Annotated in this window: 21 protein-coding genes; 4 read left to right on the forward strand and 17 right to left on the reverse strand. The window is 65.5% G+C overall.

All coding sequences use genetic code 11. The features are described 5' to 3' along the window. Positions 1-8 precede the first annotated feature (8 nt). Positions 9-662: an alpha/beta fold hydrolase gene (locus DY467_RS18825; protein ID WP_164638200.1), complete on the forward strand. Its 654-nt coding sequence runs from the start codon at positions 9-11 to the stop codon at positions 660-662. Between the two features lie 46 nt (positions 663-708). Then, complete coding sequence (locus DY467_RS18830) at positions 709-1038, forward strand: hypothetical protein (protein WP_349627660.1); 330 nt, start codon at positions 709-711, stop codon at positions 1036-1038. Positions 1039-1045: 7 nt separating this feature from the next. Here DY467_RS18830 and DY467_RS18835 read toward each other — a convergent pair whose 3' ends face one another. The 12 genes from DY467_RS18835 to DY467_RS18890 form a co-directional block, all read right to left on the reverse strand. After that, a complete protein-coding gene (locus DY467_RS18835) occupies positions 1046-3259 on the reverse strand; it encodes a sensor histidine kinase (RefSeq protein ID WP_164638202.1) in 2214 nt (737 codons plus the stop codon). Continuing rightward, a complete protein-coding gene (locus DY467_RS18840; RefSeq protein ID WP_164638203.1) occupies positions 3256-3765 on the reverse strand; it encodes a hemerythrin domain-containing protein in 510 nt (169 codons plus the stop codon). The genes DY467_RS18835 and DY467_RS18840 overlap by 4 nt, the downstream gene beginning before the upstream one ends. Positions 3766-3784: 19 nt before the next feature. Then, positions 3785-5062, reverse strand: a complete 1278-nt coding sequence (locus DY467_RS18845) for a hypothetical protein (RefSeq protein WP_164638205.1) — start codon at positions 5060-5062, stop codon at positions 3785-3787. Then, positions 5059-5349 (reverse strand): DUF2249 domain-containing protein, encoded by a 291-nt coding sequence (locus DY467_RS18850; RefSeq protein ID WP_164638207.1) that lies wholly within the window; start codon positions 5347-5349, stop codon positions 5059-5061. The genes DY467_RS18845 and DY467_RS18850 overlap by 4 nt, the downstream gene beginning before the upstream one ends. Before the next feature lie 86 nt (positions 5350-5435). Further along, entirely contained in the window at positions 5436-5906 is a 471-nt protein-coding gene (locus DY467_RS18855) for a hypothetical protein (protein ID WP_107344027.1), read from the reverse strand. A gap of 38 nt (positions 5907-5944) precedes the next feature. After that, complete coding sequence (locus DY467_RS18860) at positions 5945-6943, reverse strand: FAD:protein FMN transferase (protein ID WP_164638209.1); 999 nt, start codon at positions 6941-6943, stop codon at positions 5945-5947. Positions 6944-6955: 12 nt separating this feature from the next. Then, complete coding sequence (locus DY467_RS18865) at positions 6956-7507, reverse strand: nitrous oxide reductase accessory protein NosL (RefSeq protein WP_164638211.1); 552 nt, start codon at positions 7505-7507, stop codon at positions 6956-6958. Continuing rightward, positions 7504-8331 carry a DUF2705 family protein gene (locus DY467_RS18870; RefSeq protein ID WP_164638213.1) on the reverse strand — a complete coding sequence of 276 codons (828 nt, stop codon included), beginning with the start codon at positions 8329-8331 and terminating at the stop codon, positions 7504-7506. The genes DY467_RS18865 and DY467_RS18870 overlap by 4 nt, the downstream gene beginning before the upstream one ends. Next, positions 8328-9233, reverse strand: coding sequence for an ABC transporter ATP-binding protein (locus DY467_RS18875; RefSeq protein ID WP_164638215.1), 906 nt, complete (start codon positions 9231-9233; stop codon positions 8328-8330). The genes DY467_RS18870 and DY467_RS18875 overlap by 4 nt, the downstream gene beginning before the upstream one ends. Further along, entirely contained in the window at positions 9230-10594 is a 1365-nt protein-coding gene (locus DY467_RS18880) for a nitrous oxide reductase family maturation protein NosD (protein ID WP_164638217.1), read from the reverse strand. Before DY467_RS18880 ends, DY467_RS18875 begins: the two co-directional genes overlap by 4 nt. Positions 10595-10596: 2 nt before the next feature. Next, a complete protein-coding gene (gene nosZ / locus DY467_RS18885) occupies positions 10597-12534 on the reverse strand; it encodes a TAT-dependent nitrous-oxide reductase (RefSeq protein ID WP_164638219.1) in 1938 nt (645 codons plus the stop codon). Between the two features lie 18 nt (positions 12535-12552). After that, entirely contained in the window at positions 12553-14784 is a 2232-nt protein-coding gene (locus DY467_RS18890; RefSeq protein WP_349627661.1) for a 4Fe-4S binding protein, read from the reverse strand. A 199-nt stretch (positions 14785-14983) separates the two neighbouring features. On the opposite strand from DY467_RS18890, the gene DY467_RS18895 reads away from it, so the two are divergent. Both DY467_RS18895 and DY467_RS18900 read left to right on the forward strand, forming a co-directional pair. Continuing rightward, a complete protein-coding gene (locus tag DY467_RS18895; protein WP_164638223.1) occupies positions 14984-15889 on the forward strand; it encodes a ferritin family protein in 906 nt (301 codons plus the stop codon). Between the two features lie 73 nt (positions 15890-15962). Next, positions 15963-16232 carry a DUF2249 domain-containing protein gene (locus tag DY467_RS18900; protein ID WP_164638225.1) on the forward strand — a complete coding sequence of 90 codons (270 nt, stop codon included), beginning with the start codon at positions 15963-15965 and terminating at the stop codon, positions 16230-16232. Positions 16233-16292: 60 nt separating this feature from the next. Here DY467_RS18900 and DY467_RS18905 read toward each other — a convergent pair whose 3' ends face one another. From DY467_RS18905 to DY467_RS18925, 5 genes are read right to left on the reverse strand one after another with little or no spacing between them, the layout of a single operon-like run. After that, the gene (locus tag DY467_RS18905) at positions 16293-16661 is read right to left on the reverse strand and encodes a hypothetical protein (protein WP_164638227.1); all 369 of its coding nucleotides are present in this window, start codon (positions 16659-16661) and stop codon (positions 16293-16295) included. A gap of 11 nt (positions 16662-16672) precedes the next feature. Beyond that, positions 16673-19873, reverse strand: a complete 3201-nt coding sequence (locus DY467_RS18910) for an efflux RND transporter permease subunit (protein ID WP_164638229.1) — start codon at positions 19871-19873, stop codon at positions 16673-16675. Between the two features lie 30 nt (positions 19874-19903). Beyond that, positions 19904-20899, reverse strand: a complete 996-nt coding sequence (ihpB, locus tag DY467_RS18915) for a divalent metal ion exporter adaptor subunit IhpB (RefSeq protein WP_164638231.1) — start codon at positions 20897-20899, stop codon at positions 19904-19906. Then, entirely contained in the window at positions 20896-22167 is a 1272-nt protein-coding gene (gene ihpA, locus DY467_RS18920) for a divalent metal ion exporter subunit IhpA (protein WP_164638233.1), read from the reverse strand. Before ihpA ends, ihpB begins: the two co-directional genes overlap by 4 nt. A 54-nt stretch (positions 22168-22221) precedes the next feature. After that, the gene (locus tag DY467_RS18925) at positions 22222-22581 is read right to left on the reverse strand and encodes a hypothetical protein (RefSeq protein ID WP_164638235.1); all 360 of its coding nucleotides are present in this window, start codon (positions 22579-22581) and stop codon (positions 22222-22224) included. Between the last annotated feature and the right edge of the window lie 109 nt (positions 22582-22690).

Here is a 22690-nt window from a genome sequence, read left to right on the forward strand (position 1 = left end):
CGACTGCCATGGCGCGCGCAGATCCGTTTCGCCGGATCGTCGGCAACGACCCGAACGGGGCGATCTACTTCCTGCCATGGCGGACCAGCTTCAAGACTGCGTTCGACTTCGGTCTGGTCGGACTGCGGCAATGGCGGCTCTGCTACGAGCTGCCTGCCGCAGTGGTCGCCGCAGACCCGGACGTCTGCGCGCGCGCCAATCGCGCAGTGATCGAGGATGCCGCCGACCAGATCGAGCGTCGGCGCCCGCCGGTGCTGGTCGGCCTCAGCATGGGATCGGTACCCGCGACGCTGCTCGCCGGCCGCTACCGCACGCCGCTGTGGAGCTTCGCTTCGGCCGATCGCGGCGACCTGATGATCTGGCAAAGTCCCGCGGCGCGACCGGTGCGCCGCGAGGCCGAAGCGGCCGGCGTCACGCTCGGTGATTTCACCCGCGCACTACGTGGCCTCCACCCGATCGAATGGCTCGATCGGATCGATCCGGCCAGCCGGTTCTCGGTCGGCAGCTTCGATCGCTACGTTCCCAGGGCCCGCAGGCGGGCCCTGGTCAAGCGCGCCGCGGCGACCGTGCCGATCGACAACGTGGTGTTCGAGCCGCTCGGCCATTTCGGCGTCATGGCACTCAGCCGGTGGCGACAGAACCAATGGCTCTGTCAGGCGTAGGTTTGTTGCGGGCGGGGAACGCCCAGCAACAGCGGAGACGATGATCATGGATCCGACACCCTCTGCCGAACCGCGCCGCCCCCCGCCCCGAAAAACCTCGATCGGCGTATGGGCAATGGTAACGGCGCTGCTGGTGCTGCTCGGCCTGGCAGTGTTCTTCGCCTATGAGGGGCTCGTGGTCGGCGACGTCGAGGTGCCGGCGCAAGGCTACATCGCCATGACGATCGGCATCGCGTTCTCGCTGGTGATCGGCATTGGTCTGATGGTGCTGGTGTTCTACAGCAGTCGCCGAGGCTACGACGAGCAGGTCACGATCCTCGGCCGGCGCCCGAACGACGACGATCTCCCGCCGCCCTCGGACGGCCGGCCGCAGTAGAGCGTCGCTACGCCGCGCCCTGCTCGGCCATCGCCAATTCCTCGCGGAGCAGCGGCAAGGTGAAGCTGAACACCATGCCGCCGGCGGGACTCGTATCCGCCCAGATCTTGCCGCCATGCGCTTCGACGATCTCGCGGCACACCGACAAGCCGATCCCCATGCCGCCCGGCTTGGTCGTCGAAAACGGACTGAACAGCCGCTCGCGTACATCGGGCGCGATGCCTGAGCCGGTGTCGCTCACGCTGAATTCGAGACAGCCGCCGCGCTGCTGCAGGCCCAGCGTCAATTGTTTGGTCGACGCGCCCGCCATCGCTTCGATGGCGTTGCGGACCAGATTGAGCACCACCTGCTGGATCTGGATCTTGTCGACCAGCACCTCACCAGAGTCAGCGAAAGCGGTTCGGACTGTGATGCCATCGTGCTCCGCCGCGATGGTGGCGAGCAGCGCGGCGTCCTGCAGCACGGAGCGCGCGTCCTCGATCGTCCTTTCGGAGTCGCCCACTCCGACGAACTCGCGCAGGCGCCGGATGATCTCACCAGCACGCAGCGCCTGACCGTTCGCCTTCTCGACCGCGTCCTTGACCTTGCGCATCAGAAGGCTCGGCTCGCTGTCCTGCTCGATCATCCGCCGCGCGCCGGCCATGTAGTTGGCCACCGCCGCGAGCGGCTGGTTGACCTCGTGCGCCAAAGCCGCAGCCATCCGGCCGATCTCCGACAGCCGGGCGGCGTGCAGGAGCCGCACCTCGCCTTCCCGGACCGCCTCCTCCATGCGCTTGCGCTCGGTGATGTCGATGACGATGCCGACGTAGCGCTCGACCTCACCGTCGGGCCCGCGCAACGGCCGGCCGCGCGACAGCAGCCAGCGCGGCTCAGCGACCGCGCCGGAATTCACGCGCCACTGAACCTCGAATTCGCGCCCGACAGCGACCGCCTGCTCTACGGCCTCGACCGCACGCGTGCGATCGGCCGGGTCGATCACCGAGATCCAGGTGTCGAATGACGGACGGCGGGCCTTCGGCCGAAGGCCGTACAGCCTGAACAGCGGATCGGTCCAGATCTGACGGTTGTCCTCCATCCGCCATTCCCAGATCCCCGCATGGGCGGCGTCCTGGGCGACGCTGATCCGCTCCTCGCTGTCGTGCAGCGCGCGCTGATGCGCGATCACCAGCCGCGCCGCCTCATCGAAGGCACGGAAAGCGCGGTCGAACTCAGGGATGCCGGATCGCCGCATCGTGATCCGCTCGGCGCATTCGAGCGCAGTCGCGCTGGCGGCCAGCGAACGGATCGGCGACGTCACGCTGCGGGCGATCCAGGCCGCCAATCCGCAAGAGATCACGATCACGATCAAGCCGGCGGCGAGCGCGAGCTGAAACGTCTGCAGGATCGGCGCTTCGAAGATCTCCTTCGGCTGCCCCACCGCGATGGTCCAGGCGGTGAGCTGCGAGCGAAATGCCGAGGAGACTTTCAGCACGCCCTCGGGCGTCGAGAATTCCTGCAGCCCCTCGCGCCCCAACAGCCCGCGCCAGCTCGATGAAATCGCCCGCCCGGCCCATTCGCCCGGCAATGAGCGCGCCACCAGATGGCCGTTGCTATCTGCGATCGCGGCTTCCCAACCTTCCGGCAGATGCTGGGCATCGAGCAGCGCGCGGATCTGTCGGGGCTCGATCTCGATAATGAGTTGACGAACGACCATCCCATCGCGCCGCACCGGCATAGTGATCCCGATCACCGTCTCGCCGTCGAGCGTACGGGCCAAATACCCGATCTGCGGCGTCGCCGTCGCGACCGCGCGCTGCCCAGCCGCAAGAACATCGGCATCGGCCAACGGCTGCGGATCGCTGCCCGCCGTTGTGCTGTCGAGCAGGATACGACCGTTGCGATCGGCGACCTGAATCTTGGCGAACGGCAATGCCGCCAGCGTGCGGCCCGCCTCGCTGCGAAAACCGGATAGATCATCCGCGAGCAGCGCCGGCGACGCCGTCAGCGTCTCCGCCGCATAAACATAGCGGCTGATCTCCTTGTCGACGCTTTCCAGCAGCAGCCGCCCCGAATACAGCAGCGCCTCGTTCTTGACCTGCCGCTTGCTGTCGGTGAGCTGGGCGACGATCACAAGCGCCAGAATCAGCATCGGCACCGCCGCGACCAGCGCGATCAGCACCAGCCGGCCGTGGATGCCGATCAAGCGGCCGAAGCCGCGGGGCGCGGCGGGCGATGGGGTCATGTCGCTTCCGCTCCTTGCGAGGCGCGGACATAGGCATCGTGGAGACGAGCTTCGGTGGCCTCGTCCATGGTCTGATCGAGCAACGGCAGCAGCGCCATCTCTTCCTTCTGGACATGCACCACCATGCGCTGGACCAGCTCGGCGCCGGAACGGCTGAACTCGCGCCAGCTCTCGGCGTCGAAGCCGCCAGCCTGAGCGGCCCGCGCCAGTGCGATCAGCTTCTCGCCGAGCGGCCGCATGAAGTTGTGCTCCTCGGTCAGGTGATCGCCGATCAGCTGGTCGCCGACCGAGTCGAACATCGTGAACAACTGGGTTTCTTCGAAATTGAAATGGCGCAGCGTGTCGGCTTCGATCGCGGCCGCGAGATCGGCGAGCAGCCGCGCGCCCGCGGAATCGGCAATGCTAATCGGCTGCCGGCGCGAGATCGCCGCCTCCAGTCGCTCCATCAGCGCGATGGTGGCGCGATGTTCGTCGTGCAGGGTCTGGCTGATGCGGTTGGCGAACATGGCGGGCTCCTTAATGACCTCAGTTGCGGGTGCGGCCGGACGTCAGCGACGGCAGCACGCTGCCGATGTGAGCAGCGAAGGCGAGCGCTCCGGCGGCGCCGACCATCGCAGCGCCGGCAGCGAGCTGCGGAATGTCGAACACGATCGCCAGCGCCAACGCGGCGATCGCGATCAGATGGCAGACAGCGTGCATCTTGAGCGGAGCGGCAACACCGAGATCCGTCAGCAGCGGCGGCCCGCCGCTGGCGCGGCTGACATGCATTGAGGCCAGAAACGGCACGATCCGCTGCAGCACGCCGAGCAAGAACGTCATCAGCCAGCCGCCGAGCGCCACCAAGCCGAACAGCGTGGGCCCGCCGAGGCCAGCCCAGCCCTGTAGCGCAGCAAGCGCGGCGAGCGGCGTCAGCGCCAACATCACCCAGGAGAAACGGATCAGCACGAACGACAGGCCGAGACGCTTGCGCATGCCGCCGGCGAGCGCGACACGCATCAGGCCAAGATGCAGGCCGACCGCAACCGCGCCCACCACGCAAGCCGCTGTCTGCAGCGCAGGGACATCGCGAAGCGCCCCGATCGTGCCGAGCGCCACTGCGGCAGCGGCGGCGCCGAAACCGAACCACGCCGTCCGCTGATCCGGCGCATTCGACAGCGCGAACATCGGGATCAGCACATGGCTGAAGCCGAGCGCCAGCATGCCCATGAAGCCGAAACCGCCGAGGATCATGTGAGCGCGGGCTGCGGCGGCGTGATCGATCAAAAATCCAAACCGGTCATCGAGCGACAGCGCGAGCCCAAGCGCCACGAGCGCGATCAGCGACGCGAACGCCGCCCAGCCATAGGCGCGCACCACCGGCATGCTGCCGGCGCGGCGCAGATTGTCGGCGAGCAACGCACCGAACAGCAACAGCCCGAGCGTCGACGCTGCAGCCCCGCCGATCATCCAAGCGCTGTCGACAATCGCCATACCGGCAATCAGCACCATGGCGCCGGGGATCAGCAACCAGGATGCCAGCCGGATCGGCCAGACCGCCGCCAGCGGCTTGGTAGTCGCTACGGGAAGAAGCTGCACGGCGGCGCCAACCGCGGTGAATGTCAGCACGCCGAGCGTCAGCAGATGCACCGCGGCCAGCGACGGGCCGGCGCCGCCGCGAAACCGCGGGAAGTCGTTCGCCGCGAACAGGACGGCACCCCACAGCAGCACGTGGCACACCGCTGCGGCGACGAAGAACCGGAACGGCACCGAAGCCGGCAGCAGCCGGCTCTTGGCCGTGCCGAGAAATCCGCCGGCGCCGATCATGCCGAGCCTCGCTGGATTTCGAGCACCACCTCGCCGTCACGCAGCAGCGTGTCGCCGCCCGGCGTCACCAGGCGATGGGACCAGCCGCGCGCGTCCAGCTCAGGATACAGCAGCAGCGGCTCTTGGCTGACCAGCGCCGTCAGGCCGTCACCGGCGTCCCCGCCATCGATCAAGCGCAGCACGGCGACCAGCGGTTCGGGACACGGCAATCCGCGGACATCGAGGTGCAGCCGGCCGCCGACATACCAGCGGCGCCCACGTTCGGCTTGGTCTTTGCTGCGGCTCATCGCGGCTCACTCCATGGCTCAGCCGACGCTAACCGAGCGGCCCCGGCCATCGTTGTTCTGTCGCAAGCTCAATCGCGAATGGCGGTTCAGAACAGCCCGTGCGCACCGCCGACCGCGCCGAGCACGGTGATCAGCGAAATCGTGCTCAGCACCCGATGGCCGCGGAGCGCCACCCGGAATGCGCGGTCCGGATCACGGCGCGCGCGCGCGTCGAACCAGGCGTGCAGAAACAGCGGCTCGGCGATAAACAACATCACGATGAAGATCGCCCACAGCCCAAGCATCGCGCCGAGCCACCAGAATTGCGGATCGGCGAGCTGGGCCCAGCGATCATAGGCGTACAGCATGTAGAAACCGGAGATCCCGACCAGCAGCGTCGAGATTCGCGCCTGGGCAGCAAAGCGCCGCTCCAGCGCATCGAACAACGGCAGCCGCTTTGTCGCTTCCATGTCCAGAAGGCTCGGCAGGATCACGAAGGTGACGAACAGCAGTCCGCCGATCCAATGCACCACTCCGAGCACATGGATGATACGAAAGACGGTCGGCCAATCCAGCATCACGACATCACCGCAGCGTCAGAGCAGCACGAACTTCCTTAGGCGCGGAGCCACTGCACGCTCCCCTTTGCATCCGCCAGCAACACCTCGACGCCCGCCCGCGCGCGAAGGATCGCGGCGATACGGCTGCGGTCGAGCACGCTGAAGGCGGTCGATAGCGCATCGGCCTCAGTCGCGGTTGGCGCGACCACGCTAACAGAACGATACAACGACGGACAGCGTCCCGTCGATGGATCGAACAGATGCGTGAACTGCCCCGCCGGATCGAAGCGGAAGCCTGCGCCGGATGACGTTGCCACGGCCCGGTCCACCAGTTCGACGGTGCCAAGCTCGACGCCGGCCTTCTCCGGATCGGCTAAGCCAACCCGCCACGGCGTCCCGTCAGGCTTGGCGCCAATCGCACGTATCTCACCGATGTCGACCAGAGTGGTGGTCATGCCGCCGTTGCGCAGCAGATCGACCACGCGATCGGTGGCGAAGCCCTGGGCGATACCGTTCAGCGTGATGGCGGCGCCCGCTCGTTTCAGCGCAATGCGGTCGGCCGAAACCAGCACGTCGCTATAACCGACCTTGGCCAGCGCGCCTGCGACATCAGCCGCGGCCGGGCCGGCCGGACCGGCCCCTGCATGCTCGAAGTGACGTTGATACAGCTCCCACAATGGCTGCACCGTGGGATCGAACGCGCCGCCGGTCTGTTCGGACAGACGGAGTGTCGTCCGCAGCAGCGCCACCATGTCCGGGTCCGGCGCGATCAGCACCCCGGATCGGTTCAGCGCGCAGATCGCCGAGTCAGGTCGATACAGGCTGAATACCTGTTCGAGCCGGCGCACTTCACGCACGCTCGTCTCCACCAGCTTCGCCGCGACGGCACGATCCGGGTGATGGATTTCGATCGACACCTGAGCGCCAAGCGCGGAGCCCCGCCAGCGCACCGGCTCGCCGGCATGCGACGGCACCGCCCGTCCCAGCATCGCCATTCCGAAGGCACTGGCCGCGATGGTGACGAAACGCCGCCGAGTGAGTGCTGACTGCGACATAGAAGGTTCTCGCTAGTTCATCCGCGTTTCGGAGGCGCCATGATGATCGCTCGCCGACGGCGTATCGCTGCCGAGCACGTAGTTGCTGGGAATGGCATCGAACGTCACGACACGCCCGCCATTCGCCGCGACGAACGCGTCGGCGGCCGCGCGATCGCCGAACGGCACGGTCTCGGCCGCCCCCATCCCGCCGCGCTTGCGGCTCTCGATCACGAAGAACGCCTTCTTGGCGTCAACCCAGTTGGTCTCGCCGGGTTGATCCCAGTTCGGCGCCCGGCCCATGTCCGATACGTAGATCGCGCGGATGTCGCGGGGCTGATCCGGCATCAGCGTGAAGGCGACCGCATCCCGCGCCGAGGAGAACCAGTAGGGGTCGATCCGACTTGCAGTGAGAATCTGTCCCTTGGGACCCGGATGCTCGACGAGGTTCATGCCGCAGAACACGCCCATCGCGTCGGCGTTCAGCGCCACCGGCGGCGGCATCACGGCGGAGCCCGACTTGTCGTTGCAGCCAACGAGTAGCAGCGCGGCCGCGAGCACGACGATATGACCTGAAATCCTCATAGCTCCCTCCGGGCAAACACGGCGATCGCAAGGCCGAGTGGCAGCGCGATCCACGCCGCCATCCCGGCCAGCAAGCCGCCGAAACTGGGTTGAACCGTGCCGGCAAGCCCCGCCATGCCGGCGAACTGGCTGACATTGGTGCCGGTCAGATTGCTCAGCCGGTACAGATCGGTCGGATTGAAGAACAGCAGCACGTTGAGCATGCCTGCCGAGATCAGCCGGCCCTGATCGACCACCAGCAGGCCGAGCAGCGCCATGTCGAACACCAGCACGAGTAACAGCCAGATGCCAACCGCAATGCCGGCTGCCGTGCCGCGCTGCCGCACCAGGCTCGAGGCCGCGTAGCCGAGCGCGACAAACACCGCACCGAGCAGCACCGAAGTCACGAGCATCGCGGCAAAAGAAGCCCAGCTCTGCGGCGACACTGGCGTGCCGCTGATCACCAGCGCGAGCGCCGAGACACCGTAGCCGACCAGGGTCGCGAAGCTCAGGATGGTGACGTGGCCGAGAAACTTGCCGAGAATGACGTGGGTCCGAGCGATCGGATAGCTCAGCAGCAAGATCATGGTGCCGCGCTCCATCTCGCCGACGATGGCGTCGTGCGAGATCAACAGCGCGATCAGCGGCAACAGAAAGATCGTCAGGCTCGACAGGCTGACGATCACCACATCGAGCGCCGCGGCGCCGACATGGCCGGTCGGGGCGCTGCCGAGCAGCGTCAGCGACAGCGACAATCCGGCGAGCAGCAGCGTCGCCGCGAATACCCAGCGATTGCGCAGGCCTTCCTGAATTTCCTTCAGGGCGATGACACCAATGGCCTTCATGCCGCCCGCTCCTGCTGCCGAAGGAAATGGGCGTACAATTCATCGAGCGTCGGCTCGGCGACACCGATGTCAGTGACGGCTGGATCGCCTGCCGCCTGCCGCAGCAGTCCCATTTTGCCGGCGTGATCGGCTACGCCGATCTCGCAGCGGCCATGCGCGACGACAGCATCGTTCGGCAGCCATGCCGGACGCGCAGCCGGGTCAGCCAGCTTCAGCGTCAGCCGGATCGGCAGTCCCGCGAGCGCACGCAGCTCGGCGAGCGTGCCGTCGGCGACCAGGATGCCGCGATTCATGATCAGAACCTGCTCGGCGCGGCCTTCGAGTTCGTCGAGCGCATGCGAGGAGATCAGCACAGTCGCGCCATCGCGCCGCAACTCGTCGAGGATTTCATAGAACGTCAGCCGCAGCGCCGGATCGAGGCCCGTGGTCGGCTCGTCGAGCAGCAGCACACGCGGCCGGCCGAGAAGGGCCTGCGCAAGTCCGAGCCGTTGTCGCATGCCCTTCGAATACGTCCCCACCAGGCGCCGCGATGCCTCGCCGAGGCCGACCCGCTCCAGCAGAGCCGCGCCTTGCTTGGCGTCGCTCCCCTTCAGCCGCGCGTAGAACGCCAGCGTCTCGCGCCCGGTCAGCGCAGCGTTGAAGGCGACGTTCTCCGGCAGGAAACCAAGGCTGCGACGACCGGCGAACTCGCCGGCCGCAGGGTTCTCACCGAGCACGCGGATCGATCCGCTGTCGGGGCGGATCAGGCCGAGCATCAGCTTGATCAGCGTGGTCTTGCCGGCGCCGTTGTGGCCGACCAGCGCGCTGAGCCGCCCGGGCTCGAGCGCGAACGACACATCGTACAGCGCCCTCACCGCGCGATAACGCTTCTCGACGTGCTCGATGGCGACGGTTGCAGTCATGGCCCCACTCCCGGCATCGGCCGCTCCGGCGGCGCGATCAGCGGATGGGTATCGACCACCCCGCCGGGGTACAGCGCGGGAAACTGGCTCTGCGCCCAACGCAGCACCTGTACGGCCGGGCTGTTGATCAGCACCTTGGCGGCCGGCGCGGTCCACAGCACGCGGTCGACCAGATCGTTCGGCCGATAGGCGGCGTCGGCAATGCCGTCGTTGTTGAGGTCGAAGGCCGGATTGTCGCTCCAATAATTGCCGCGGCCATCCTTCGACCAGTCGAGGTCGCGGGTTCCGACGTACTTGACTTGATTGCGATTGCCGATGAACGCATTACCCACGATCTCATTGCCTTCCGAACCGGCGGTGAAGTGCACGCCGATGTCACAACTCTCGAACCAGTTGTCGCGAAACCGGTTCTTGTTGGCGTTGTAGATGAACACGCATTTGGTCGGGCCGAACTGCGTATTCGCGGCGCCGTGCTCGGCCGGCATCATGCCCTTGTCGGCATCTGCGCCTTCGAAGTCGGCGCTGATCCCGGACAACGGCCCGCCGACCACGCGATTGCGCTCGATCCGCGAGAAATTAGCGTAGTTGAGCAGCAGCCCGAAATCTCGATCTCGCTCGGAGACGTTGCCGAGAATTGTCAGCCGGTTGGAATACATGATGGCGTAGCCGCCATGATTGCCGAGCGAGACGTTGCCGCTGATCTCGCTGTCGTTGGTGTACATGTAGTGCACCGCGAACCGCACCTTCTCGAACCGGTTGTTGATGAAGCGGTCCTTCGTGCTCGTCACTGAGAAGATGCCGTCGCGGCCGTACCGGATGGTGTTGCCATCGACCACAACGTCCGGCGCATTCCACACCCGCACGCCGTTGCCGGCATCGTTCAGGCGGATGCCGCGCAGGCCGTCGATAATGTTGTGGGCGACCCGCGATCCACGGGCGCCATGGACGTTGATGCCGAACAGATTGTCCTCGAGGCGGTTGCCTTCGATCAGGGCCCGCTCGGCAGTCTGCGTCAGAAAAATACCCGAATCCATCGCCTGCGGGTCGCGGCCGGAGCCGCGCACCGACAGGCCCCGCACCGTGACGTCTGGAGCCACCACGGTGATCACGCTGCCCTGCCCATGCCCGAGCACGGCAGCGCCGGGCTGACCGATCAGCACGAGCTTGCGCTCGATCCTGATCGGCCCGCGATAGTCTCCCGGCGCCAGCGCGACGGTGTCGCCGTCGCTGGCGCCGTTCAGCACCGCCTGCAGGTCCGACGACGGCACGACCTCGATCCGCGCGGCTGAAGCAGCGCTGGCCGCAGCGACGCTGAACAGCGCCGCCGCCACCATGATCATCGATCGCACCGCCACCGCCATTCTCAGACGCTCTTCGGCTCGACCAGCATCCGGCCCTTCATCTCCATGTGCATGGCGTGACAGAACCAGGAGCAGTAGTACCAGTACACGCCGGGACGATCGGCGGTGAAGGACACCGACGCGGTGGCGTGCGGCGCGACTTCCATCTGGATGCCGTAGTTGACGATCGAGAAGCCGTGAGTGAGATCCTCGACGGTGTCGATGTTGGTGACATAGACGGTGACGTGATCGCCCTGCTTCACGTCGAACTCGGTGAGGCCGAAGTTCGGCGCGGTGGCGACGATATAGACCCGCACCTTGTCGCCGTCGCGGACCACCTTGGAGTCTTCCTCCAGCTTCACGCCGTCGGCCTTGGCCTGCTTGACGGCGTCGGCGAACATCGGATCCGCCCGATCCCAGACCGAGATCGGATTGATCTTGGAGCGATGCACGATCGTCGCATCATGCGGCTCGGCGAAGCTCGGACCGTCGTGCACCAGCTTCATCTTCTCCCCGGAAATGTCGATCAGCTGATCGTTCTCCGGCTTCAGCGGACCGACATTGAGGAACCGGTCCTTGGAGAACTTATTCAGCGAGATCAGCCACTTTCCGTCGGCTTCCTTGGTCTGCCCCATCGACGAGTGGTTGTGGCCCGGCTGATAGTGCACATCGAGCTTATCGATGATCGGATTGACCTTCTCGCCCTTGTAGGCGCGCTTGGCCAAATCGATGTTCCACTTGCAGATCTGGCTGTCGATGAACAGCGTGGTGTAGCCGTTGCCTTTGCCGTCATAGGCGGTGTGCAGCGGGCCGAGGCCGAGTTCCGGCTCGGCGACGACGACGTCGCGCGGTTTGATCTTGTCGTCGAACAGCTGGTCGAACAGCCGCACGTCCATCACCGTCACGGTCGGCGACAGCTTGCCGTTGGCGACGATGTGGATGCCGTCCGGCGCGGTGTTCATGCCGTGCGGGCCGTTCGGCACCGGGACGTAGCGGGTGTAAGGCGAGCCATGGCGGCCGTCGATCACCGGCACGCCGCCCATTTCCTTGAAGTCGCCCTTCTTCACCGCCTCTTCGATCCGCTTGAGATTGAAGATCACCACCCAGTCCTGATCGTTGGCTGTCATCTCGGCGGCGGTGACGCCCTCCTCCGAGTTGTAGCAGGTGGCGAAGGCGTACTTGCCCTGGTAGTCGGCATCGACGTTGTCGAGGTTGCCGTCGACCATCACCTGCCAAGCCACCTTCATGGTGTCGCCGTCGACCGCGGTGAAGATCGCGTGGTAGTCCTTGGTCTTCGTCAGGTTGTGACCGTCGTTCGGCAGCGGCACGCGGTCTTCGCCATTGCAGAACACGTAGCCGGTGCGCGGATATTTCTGGACGCGCAGACCGTGAACGGTGTGCTGGTTCGGCAGCTGGATGATCTTGTCGCACTTCATCACGTCGAGACGGACACGCGCGACGCGGGTGTTGGCCTTATCGTTCATGAAGGCGTAGCGGCCGTCATAGGTGCCTTCGGTGAACGACAGATGCGGGTGATGCAGGTCGCCGTTGACATAAGTGCCGCCGCGGCTCTTCAGGAATTCGCGGCTCTCGGGCAGCAGGCCTTCGGTCAGGACCTTGAGGCTTTCGTTGGTCTGGCCCCAACCGGTGGCGCTGCAGCGATTGAACACCGGCACCCGCATCAACTCGCGCATCGACGGCAGGCCGACGATCCTCAGCTCGCCCGACTGGCCGCTGGAGAAGAACACGTAGTACTCATCGAGCTCGCCCGGATGGACTTCACTCTTCTGAATCGCTGGACGCGCCGGGCTGCTCGGCTTGGTCTGCGCTTCCGCGGTCGCGATCAGCGTGCCGCCGGTGCCGAGGGTCGCGCCGCCGACGATGCCGACGCCGGCAGCGACGGCACTGCTTCCGAGTAGCGTTCGTCGGCTAAGGCCGTTTCCGTGATCCTGGTCGCCCATAGTGCTCTCCTTGGGGTTTTACTGTGCTGGAGGTGGTTGAGTGGCGCCCGCCGGCTGGGCGGCAAGCGGCTTGCCCCCGGCGAGGATCACGGTCGCGGGGCCTTTGCCGCCGCGCATCGATGTCGACGATAGCGCTTCGCGCTTTTCCCGCTTCAGCCGCAGCTGAATCATGTGCGGGCAGCGGTGATCGTCGAAATACAGTTCCTGGCAGTGCATGCAGTAGATGCACTCGTTGACGTTGATGTGCCCTTCCGGGTGGATCGCCTGGACCGGGCATTCCTTGGCGCAGCGCTGGCACGGCGAGCCGCATTCTGGCCAGCGGCGCAGCCATTCGAACATCCGGATACGGCCCGGGATCGCCAGCGCTGCACCAAGCGGGCACAGATAGCGGCAGAAGAACCGTTCGACGAACAGGCCGGCTGCGAGCAGCGTCGCTGCGTAAACCACGAACGGCCATTCCCGCGCGAATTTGAGAATGATCGAGGTCTTGAACGGCTCGATCTCGGCGAAGTGCTCGGCGGCCGCGGTGGAGTAGATCGACAGGCCGAACAGCCCGAGGAACACGATGTACTTGATCGGCCACAGCCGCTCGTGCAGCCCCCACGGCACGTTGAACTGCGGGACCTTCAACGCCTTGGCGATATTGTTGAGCAGCTCCTGCAGCGCTCCGAAGGGACACAGCCAGCCGCAGAACGGTCCCCGCCCCCAGAACAGCAGGGCTGCAGCCACCGACGCCCACAACACAAAGATCAACGGCGCCGACAGGAAGTAATCCCAGCTGAATCCGGTGATCAGGGAATTCGTGAAGGTCAGGACGTTGACGACCGAGAGCTGCGCGTTGGCGTACCAGCCGAGCCAGACCAGGATGAAGGTGAGATACGCGCGGCGCACCCAGACATAGATCGTCGGCCGCCGGACCAACTGGTTCTGGAAGAAGAAGATCAGCGTCAGCGTGCCCAGCGCGACGGCAAGAATGCCGATCCGCACCAGATCGCCGCGCCAAATCCGCATCCACAACGGTTCGTCCTGCGCCTCATCTGCGGCGGCCGCCGAAGGCGAAGCGGGCTTGGCTGGAGCACCTGGCGCAGAGGCTGCCGGCGCCGGCGTATTGCTCACCGTCACGGCGCGCTGCTCGCGCTTGATATAGATTTCGGGCAGCGTGTAGCCGAGGTCGAAGGTCAGGAACGCCTTGTCACGCGCGCCGATCACGCGCTGCACCAGAAGCTGCAGCGACCACGGCTCGGTCGGATCGAAGCCGAACTCGGTCGGCACCAGGAACAGCCCGATCTCCGGGAAATCCGGCGCGCCCTCGGCCGCAAGGTCTCCAAGCCGGGTGTGGTCGCGGTCGCGGAAACGGATGCTGTTGCCGTCCTGGATCAGCTCGATGCGATCGAAGATGCCGCCACGCACGTAGCCGGAGCCCTTGAACGAATAGGTGCCGTGGCCGGCGATCACCAGGGCCTGCTGTCCCGGCTGCAACCGCGCTTTCAGCCGCTGATAGCCGTCATCGCCGAGCAGGCTGCGTCCGATCGTCGGCACGCCGACATCGGCGACGTAAAGCTCGATGAACGTGTCGGTCGGCTCGCCGGGCTCGGGACGAGCCGCCGCTTCGCGGTTCCCGGACTTCTCGAACGCTTGATCGACGTCCGCATTGGTCAGCAGCAGCCGGCGCACCGAGCCGTCGCCGACCAGGCTCTCCCAATCGCGTACCTCGCTCTTGGTGAGATCGACCGTCTTGTTCACCGGAGGCGCCTGCGCGACGTCTCCCTGCCCGCCGCCGATCCGGCCGCTCTTAATCAACTTGGTCGCCGAACGTACGATGCTGTCGCCGATCACCAGCACGGTGACGGTGGCGCCGCTGACGATATCGACTTGCGGCGCCGCAGCCTTGCCACGCGCCACCGGCGCCATATCGGCGCCGATCAGCTTGTTGACGGCGGCGAGGATCTTGGCTTCCGGAATGCCGACCAAAACGATCGGCTCTTTGTGATCGACCAGCTTCAGGCCGGTGATCACGCCGTTCGGATCGATGCCGATCAGCATCTGGATCGGCTTGCCGGAATAGCCGGTGGCGTTAACAAAGTCCGAATTCAGATAGGCGAATCCCAGCAATCGATCGCCTTGATACGCCGGGGCGAGCGCAGGATCGCCCTGCATCGGACCGAAGCGGTCTGCGCCCGGCACGAGCTCGGAAGGTGTCGCACGGCCGAGATAATCGCCCAGATGGCTCGCGGCATCAGCAGCCGTCACGCTGCTCGCCAAAGCGAGCACAAACAAAAACAGGGCAAGGATTGGGCGCAATCTTCTCAACGGTCCGGTTCCAAGTAGTGAACAGAACGCCGTTGTTCTGGATCGCGTGGTCGACTTTCGATAGCAGCCGACAAAGACACCGATTTGCGCCAGCGCAAATTCGGCACATAATGCCTAAACTGCTCAACCAGAGACGACCATGCGTAACACTCCGCTCTTGACATCAACACCGACGCACGCGGTGAAGACTCTTGCCGAGCTCTACGCCATCGCTCTGGCGCAGGCCGAACGCGCCGCCTCGACTTATGATCAGATGGCGGCGTCGCTGACAGATGACAGCGATCACAGTGTCGAACCTGTGCGCTGCGTGTTCGAGACACTGCGCGAGCGCGAACAGGATCGGATCGCCGAGATCAAGCTACGTCGCTCGACTCTTCCGCGCAAGGAAGCCGATGCCGCACCCGCGATCGGCCCAGGTGATGATCTGGTTCCAAAATCGGAACTCGTCGAACTGGCCGACTCGTCCCTGTCGACGCCGTACCAAGCGTGGGCGATCGCCGTTCGGCATCGGCAGCGAGCTTTCGTGTTCTGGACCTACGTCGCCGCGCATGCCGCAGCGCCCGAGCTTCGAATCGCAGCGGAGACAATGGCGCGAGAAGCGCTGGTCGACTCCGACCTGCTGCGGCGCGAGCGCCGGTTGGCGTGGCGAGCCGAGCAATCGTGCAAAGGCGAGGACGCAGGAGAGCAGACGACGGGGGAAATGTCCTCGGCCGCACTGATGGAAAGCCTGCTGCTGAAAGAGATCGTGCGCTGGTCGCAAACTCTGCCGCCAACGGACCAAGAGAAGCTGTTGTCGTCGAATGGCCTTGCTTCAGCCGACCTTGCGGCTCTCAGCGCCGAGCTGCCGGGGAAATCCGACAGTGAGACCACTGCAGACGTGCCGCGACGCGTGGTGCGCTATGCCGAGCAACTGACCTCCATCTATCTGGATGAATCCGACCGCGCCACCGACCAGGCGGGTTTGGAATTGGCGCAGAGCCTCGCCGCTTCGTCGATCGCCCGGCTCGCACGGCTACGCGCGTTCGCCAACTCGCAGCGATCTTAAAAGCACGTCACATCGCCGCTTTTGTTTGCGCCCCGACAACGATCGCGGGCGGCGTCGCGGCGATGCTGCATGCATGACAGATCAAATCACCACCGTCATCGACGTCAGGCTGTTTCCCCGGCCGCTGCGCCACCCGATCGTGTTCAGCCTGTTCGACCAGCTCACGCCCGAGCGAGGGCTGGAGCTGGTCAGCGATCACGACCCGCGGCCGCTGCGTTATCTGTTCGACGTGAAGCGGCCCGGCAGTTTCTGTTGGGACTATCTCGAGAGCGGGCCGGCAACTTGGCGCGTCAGCATTCGCAAGGCGCTCCAAGTCCCCTATTGCAAAGCCGCAGTGGGATAATTCGTGCGCTACAGCGCGGCTGGCCTTCCAACCGTCGCGCTGACGAACACCCGCATTGCGTCAGGGCTTGAACTTCGCCTGCCCGGTCTTGCCGTCCGCCGTCTTCAACGTGAGGCTGACCGAAGCGCCTATAGCGATCTCCGATTTGGACTCCGCCTTCAGCGCGGTGCCGGCTGCAGTGAGCGACAGCGTCTCGCGCTCGCTTCCAGAGATCAGCAAGGCGGCGCCGGAGAAGCCGTTGGTCGGCAGCGGCTTATTCGACTCGTCGAAGACGTTGAACGTCACGGTCTTGCCCGAGGCGACCATCTCGACATGCACCCCGGCGACATCTTCGACCGGGCCGCCGTTCGGCCCCTTGTGGTGGTCGTGTTGCGCCCACGCCGGCGCGGCGAACAACAGCGCGGCTGCGACGATCAGCATCTTCTTCATCGATGAGCTCCTTAAGTGTTAGGGACAGGATCCGTATCGGCACCCGCAGTTGCCGTTTCGCGGCGGAACAGGATGTAGAGCGCAGGCAGCACCAGCAGCGTCAGGATCGTCGACGACACGATGCCGCCGATCACCACGGTCGCCAGTGGCCGCTGCACCTCGGCGCCGGCACCGGTGGCAAGCGCCATCGGCACGAAGCCGAGCGAAGCGACCAGCGCGGTCATCAGCACCGGACGCAGCCGCGTCAGCGCGCCCTCGCGCACCGCCTCGACGATCCGGCGGCCTTCGCCGCGCAGCCGCTCAATGAAGGTGATGATGACGAGGCCGTTCAGCACCGCGACGCCGGACAGCGCGATGAAGCCGATGCCGGCGCTGATCGACAGCGGAATGTCGCGCAGCAGCAGCGCGAAGATCCCTCCGGTCAATGCCAGCGGCACGCCGCTGAACACCAGCAGTGCATCGGCCGCCGAGCCGAGGCTGATGAACAGCAACAGGAAGATCAGTAGCAGCGCGATCGGCACCACGATGGTCAGGCGCTGGGTCGCCGAGACGAGCTGCTCGAACTGCCCGCCCCAGCCGAGCCAATACCCCGCCGGCAGCTTGACCTTGTCGGCGATCAACCGCTGTGCCTCGCCGACGAATGAGCCCAGGTCGCGGCCCCGGACGTTGGCCGAGACCACGATGCGGCGCTTGCCGTCTTCGCGGCTGATCTGGTTCGGCCCCGGTGCCACCACGATCTCGGCAAGCTCGGACAGCGGTGCGTAACGCATCTGGGACAGCGGCGAGACGCCGAACGCCGCCGGTGTGGCTTTCGCCTGCCCCTCGGCCGGCGGCAGCGGGATCGGCAACGCCTTGATCGCCTCGATATCGGTACGGATCTGATCCGGCAGCCGGACGACGAGATCGAAGCGGCGATCGCCTTCAAACAACAACCCGGCCGATTTGCCGCCGACGGCGATCTCGACCAAATTCTGCACCTCGGCAACACTGATGCCGAACCGCGCCAGCGCCTTGCGGTCGAGCTTCACCGTCAACACCGGCAGCCCGGCAACCTGCTCGCTCTTCACATCGGCCGCCCCCTTGATGTTCTGCAGCACCGATTGCACTTGCCCGGCGACCTGGGTCAGCACATCGAGATCGTCGCCGAAGATCTTGACGCCGACATCGCTGCGCACGCCGGAAATCAGTTCGTTGAAGCGCAACTGGATCGGTTGCGACAGCTCATACAGGCTGCCCGCCACCTGCTCGGCCGCCGTTTCGATTTGTTCGACGACCTCAGCTTTCGGCTTCTTGGGATCCGGCCATTGATCGTGCGGCTTCAGCATCACATAGCCGTCGGAGATCGACGGCGGCATCGGGTCGGTCGCGACCTCCGCCGTGCCGGTGCGGGCGAACACATCCTTCACCTCAGGAATTGCCAGGATGCGCTTCTCCAGCGCGATCTGCATGTCGAGTGATTGGGTCAGGCTGGTCCCGGGAATCCGCATCGCCTGGATCGCGACGTCGCCTTCATCCAGGCTCGGGATGAACTCGCCGCCCATCCGTGTTGCCATGTACCCGCTCACGACCACGAGCATCACCGCCGCCACGACGATCATCCGCCGAAACCGGATCGCCAGATCGAGCAGCGGCAGATACGCCCGGTGCGCCAGCCGCATGAACCAGTTCTCTTTCTCGGACACTTTGCCTGTGACCAGCAGCGCCACCGCGGCGGGCACGAATGTCATCGACAGCAGGCTGGCGCCGAGCAGCGCCATCAGCACGGTCAGCGCCATCGGCGTGAACATCTTGCCTTCAACGCCGGTCAGCGTCAGCACCGGCAGATACACCACCGCGATGATCAGCGTGCCGAACAGACTCGGTTTGATCACTTCGCGCGAGCCGGCGATGATGGTGTCGAACCGTTCCTGACGGGTCAGCAGCCTGCCTTGCCGCTGCTGCTCGTGGGCCAGCAGCCGCAGGCAATTCTCGACGATGATCACGGCGCCGTCGATGATGATGCCGAAGTCGATTGCGCCGAGACTCATCAAATTGGCGCTGACCTTGTTCTCGAACATCCCGGTGATGGTGAACAGCATCGCCAGCGGGATCACCAACGCAGTGGCAAACGCCGCTTTGAAGTTGCCGAGGATCAGGAATAGGATCGCGATCACCAGCAGCGCACCCTCGACGAGGTTCTTCTCCACCGTCGCGATGGTGGCGTCGATCAGATGGGTGCGGTCGTACACAGCGCGCAGCGACATGCCTTCCGGCAGCGACTTCTCGATCTGCTGCAGCTTCGCAGCAACCCGCTGTGCCACGGTGCGGCCATTCTCGCCGATCAGCAGCATCGCGGTGCCGAGCACGACCTCCTGTCCGTTCAGCGTCGCAGCGCCGGTGCGCAGGTCGGTGCCTTCCTTCACCTCGGCGACATCCATGATCCGCACAGGCACGCCGCTGCGCGAGCCGATCACGATCTGCCGGATTTCCTCGACGTCACTAACCTGACCCGGCGTGCGCACCAGATACTGCTCGCCGTTCTTCTCGATGTAGCCGGCGCCGACATTGGCGTTGTTGCTGGCGAGCGACGTCATCACGTCGCGGAAACTGAGGCGATAGGCCATCAGCTTCGCCGGATCGGGCAGCACGTGGAACTGCTTGGCGAAGCCACCGATGGTATTGACTTCGTTGACGCCGGGGACGTTGCGCAATTGCGGCTTGATGATCCAATCCTGCGCGGTGCGCAGATCGCTGGGCGTAAACGGCTTGCCGTCGGCGCGCGTCGCCCCCTCCTTCGCCTCGACGGTGTACATGTAGATTTCGCCGAGACCGGTCGAGACTGGTCCCATCGCCGTCTCGATTCCGGTCGGCAGCACATCCTTGGCGCGCTGCACACGCTCGTTGACGAGTTGCCGGGCAAAGTAGATGTCGGTGCCGTCCTTGAACACCACGGTGACTTGGCTCAATCCGTAGCGCGACAGCGACCGCGTGTTGACGAGGTTCGGCAGCCCGCCCATCGCGGTTTCGATTGGAAAGGTGATCCGCTGCTCGACTTCGAGCGGCGAATAGCCGGGTGCGTTGGTGTTGATCTGAACTTGGACGTTGGTGATGTCCGGCACCGCGTCGATCGGCAGCCGCGTAAAATTCCAGGCGCCGAACGCGCCCATCATCAGCACGCCGATCATCACCAGCCAGCGCTGGCGGACGGAGAAGGCAAGAACCCGGTCGATCATGAGCGATCTCCGCGAACCGAGGCGATCACATTAGTGCTCATGGGAGGCCGATCCCTTGCCGAGCTCTGCCTTCACCACGAAGCTGTTGGCTGCGGCGTAGCGATCACCATCGAGCAAGCCGAACATGACCTCGACATTCTCGGCATCGCGGTCGCCGAGCTCGACGTCGCGCACCTCGAACTTGTCGCCGTTACGGACAAACACCACGCTGCGATTTTCGACGGTCTGGATCGCCGAGGCTCGCACCGCGAGGGGCACCGGCTTGGCCGAGAGGATCAGCCGCGCCGAGACGAACAGGCCGGTGCGCAGGCGCAGCGCATCGTTCGGCACCACGGCACGGGCGAGCGCGCTCTGCGTATCGCTGCTGCCGACCGGGGAGATGTACGACAGGCTGGCCTCGATCGGCTTGCCGCCGTCGGCGACGTCGATCAAGATCTTGTCGCCGATCCGCACTCGCGGCAGATCGCGCCGATACACCGACAGGTCGACCCACACCGTGGAGACATCGGCGACGATGAACGCCGGCTTCTGCTCGGAAGCGTATTCGCCCAGCGAAATCTGGCGATCGATCACAGTGCCGGAGATCGGCGCGCGCATCTCGTAGACGCTGAGGCTCTGATTGCTTTCGATCTTGGCGAGCAGCTCGCCCTTCTCGACCGTGTCGCCGATCCGCTTCTTGATCTCCCGAACCACGCCGGGGAACCGCGGCGTGACCTGCACCAGCGTCTCCTGGTTGGGCTGCAGGATGCCGTTCAGCACCAGCGACTCGTGCAGCGTCTCTGCCTTGGCGGTGCGGATCTCGATGCCTGAGGCCGCGACCTTGGCGTCGCTCATCTCGACCGCGCCCTCCTCGCCGTGGCCCTCATGACCATGGTCCTTCTCACCCTCGGCGTGATTGTGTCCCTTTGAGTCCTTCGCAGCCTGCCGGGCCGGCTCGCGCGATCCGATCGGAGCATAGGCGGAAACGGCGGCACCGAGCGCAAACATCGCAGCGGCACCACAGATCAACATCAACGGTTTCATCATCGCGCGCCTCCCCGCGCCAATGCGAAAGGATTGCCGACCAGACCCTCGATGGTGGCGACGGCGACATGGAAGTTCTGCTGCGCCTCCTGCTCGCGCAGCCGCGCCTGCGCGACGCTGCCTTGGGCATCGAGCACTTCGAGCAGCGAGTAGCGCCCCTGGCCGTAGCCTTCTGAGATCGCGGCGGCGGCATCCCTGGCTTTCGGGATCGCGGTGTCGCGCAGGATTGCCAGCTCGCGCAGCGAGCCTTGCAGCGAGTCGTAGGCACGTCCCGCGATCACGATCAGCGTATTGCGATTGGCCTGTCGTTCCGCCGCGGTCTTGGCCAGGCTCTCCTGCGCCGATAGGATGTTGCCCTGGTTCTGATCGAACAGCGGGATCGGCACCGACACCGATAAGCGGACGGCGTTGTCGCCGGTCTCGTTGTAGCGCCGCCAGCCGGCCGCCACGGTGACGTCCGGATACGGCTTGAGGCGCGCCAGCAACAGCTCGGCGTTGCGCTGCGCATACACCGCCTTCCAGCGCACCAGCTGCGGATTGGCGTCGATCGCCGCAATCACGGACTGAAACGCCGGTGGTTTGCCGATTGCTTCGAGCCGGCCGGAGACCGCAGCGAATTTCGGCGCAGTATCGCCCATCAGGATCGCCAGCTCCCGCCGGGCGGTAGCGAGCGCCGACCGGGTGCGTTCGCGATCCGCCTTCACCAGCGCAGAAGCGACCTCGGCTCGGCCGGTCTCCGCCACCGACGATGCGCCGGCTTCGACGCGGCGCTGCAGCAGCGGCGTGATCGCGTCGATCGCGGCGATCTGCTCGTCGAGGATCTGAATGCGCCGCTGCAGCCCGAGCACCGTAACGAAAGCGATCGCGGTCTCGGACAGCACCTCGAGCCGCACCGCCTGGCGACCAATGGAGGCGGCATCGAGCCCCGCCTGCCCGGCGGCGATGCGGGCGTCGCGCTTGCCCCACAGCTCGAACATCTGGCTGATCTGTAGCGTCGACTCCGCCGACCGCGTGCCGCGATAAGCGCCTGAGCCGAACGAATTGTCCTGCTCGTAGGAGATCTCGGGATTGATCAGCGCACCGGATTGAATGCGCTGGCCCCGCGCGATGCCGACGTCACGTTCGGCGGCGGTGAGCCGCGGACTGGCGTTGAGGGCGCGCTGTAGCGCGTTGCCCATAGTCAGCGTTTGCGCACCGGCCTCTCCCGCCAGCACACAGCCGGCGAGCAAGACGGCCGCGCACGCGAGCCGCGTGGCGATCGAAGACAACATGATGAAGACCTGACGAACGACGGATTGAGGGCGCGTGGCGCCCAGCGGTCATGTTCAGATCAGGGCTTTTGGTGGCGGAGGTTCGATTCCACGCTGAACGCTGCGGCGTTCGGCGTCTTCATAGTGCATGGGCGCAGTGGCGAGCTCGGCCGCGGTCGCGACGACGCTCGGGCTCGGCAGCGACACCGAGAAGCAACCGTGGCAGTGGTGATCGCCCGCGATGATGCTATCCGAATGGTCGCCGCCGTGCGACGGCAGCGAGACGATCGTAGTGGCGGAACCAGTGGTCACGTCGAGATCGCACACCCCGTGCATGGCGCCCGCGAGCAGATACACCGCCAGCACGGCCATAGCGAAGGCCTGGCGCGAAACGCGCAGCAGACGATGCTGGAAAATGCGGGCGATCAGCTTCACGATGGCACTCACGGGTCGAGACAAGCGGATAACACGCGCCTCGCATCCCTGTCGATCTGCAATAACATAACAAAATCGCGGCGGATCGATCTGTCGCAGGCCGGGAACC

The organism is Rhodopseudomonas sp. BR0G17 (genome assembly GCF_010907025.1).
Lineage (GTDB): Bacteria > Pseudomonadota > Alphaproteobacteria > Rhizobiales > Xanthobacteraceae > Rhodopseudomonas > Rhodopseudomonas palustris_H.

Excerpts from the sequence above, each read along its gene's own strand:
- DY467_RS18845 (WP_164638205.1), bottom strand. The coding sequence starts at position 5,062 with ATGATCGGCGCCGGCGGATTTCTCGGCACGGCCAAGAGCCGGCTGCTG.
- nosZ (WP_164638219.1), bottom strand. The coding sequence starts at position 12,534 with ATGGGCGACCAGGATCACGGAAACGGCCTTAGCCGACGAACGCTACTC.
- DY467_RS18895 (WP_164638223.1), top strand. The coding sequence starts at position 14,984 with ATGCGTAACACTCCGCTCTTGACATCAACACCGACGCACGCGGTGAAG.
- DY467_RS18905 (WP_164638227.1), bottom strand. The coding sequence starts at position 16,661 with ATGAAGAAGATGCTGATCGTCGCAGCCGCGCTGTTGTTCGCCGCGCCG.
- DY467_RS18875 (WP_164638215.1), bottom strand. The coding sequence starts at position 9,233 with ATGACTGCAACCGTCGCCATCGAGCACGTCGAGAAGCGTTATCGCGCG.
- ihpA (WP_164638233.1), bottom strand. The coding sequence starts at position 22,167 with ATGTTGTCTTCGATCGCCACGCGGCTCGCGTGCGCGGCCGTCTTGCTC.
- DY467_RS18910 (WP_164638229.1), bottom strand. The coding sequence starts at position 19,873 with ATGATCGACCGGGTTCTTGCCTTCTCCGTCCGCCAGCGCTGGCTGGTG.
- DY467_RS18850 (WP_164638207.1), bottom strand. The coding sequence starts at position 5,349 with ATGAGCCGCAGCAAAGACCAAGCCGAACGTGGGCGCCGCTGGTATGTC.
- DY467_RS18825 (WP_164638200.1), top strand. The coding sequence starts at position 9 with ATGGCGCGCGCAGATCCGTTTCGCCGGATCGTCGGCAACGACCCGAAC.
- DY467_RS18870 (WP_164638213.1), bottom strand. The coding sequence starts at position 8,331 with ATGAAGGCCATTGGTGTCATCGCCCTGAAGGAAATTCAGGAAGGCCTG.
- DY467_RS18860 (WP_164638209.1), bottom strand. The coding sequence starts at position 6,943 with ATGTCGCAGTCAGCACTCACTCGGCGGCGTTTCGTCACCATCGCGGCC.
- ihpB (WP_164638231.1), bottom strand. The coding sequence starts at position 20,899 with ATGATGAAACCGTTGATGTTGATCTGTGGTGCCGCTGCGATGTTTGCG.
- DY467_RS18865 (WP_164638211.1), bottom strand. The coding sequence starts at position 7,507 with ATGAGGATTTCAGGTCATATCGTCGTGCTCGCGGCCGCGCTGCTACTC.
- DY467_RS18880 (WP_164638217.1), bottom strand. The coding sequence starts at position 10,594 with ATGGCGGTGGCGGTGCGATCGATGATCATGGTGGCGGCGGCGCTGTTC.
- DY467_RS18835 (WP_164638202.1), bottom strand. The coding sequence starts at position 3,259 with ATGACCCCATCGCCCGCCGCGCCCCGCGGCTTCGGCCGCTTGATCGGC.
- DY467_RS18855 (WP_107344027.1), bottom strand. The coding sequence starts at position 5,906 with ATGCTGGATTGGCCGACCGTCTTTCGTATCATCCATGTGCTCGGAGTG.
- DY467_RS18840 (WP_164638203.1), bottom strand. The coding sequence starts at position 3,765 with ATGTTCGCCAACCGCATCAGCCAGACCCTGCACGACGAACATCGCGCC.
- DY467_RS18900 (WP_164638225.1), top strand. The coding sequence starts at position 15,963 with ATGACAGATCAAATCACCACCGTCATCGACGTCAGGCTGTTTCCCCGG.
- DY467_RS18830 (WP_349627660.1), top strand. The coding sequence starts at position 709 with ATGGATCCGACACCCTCTGCCGAACCGCGCCGCCCCCCGCCCCGAAAA.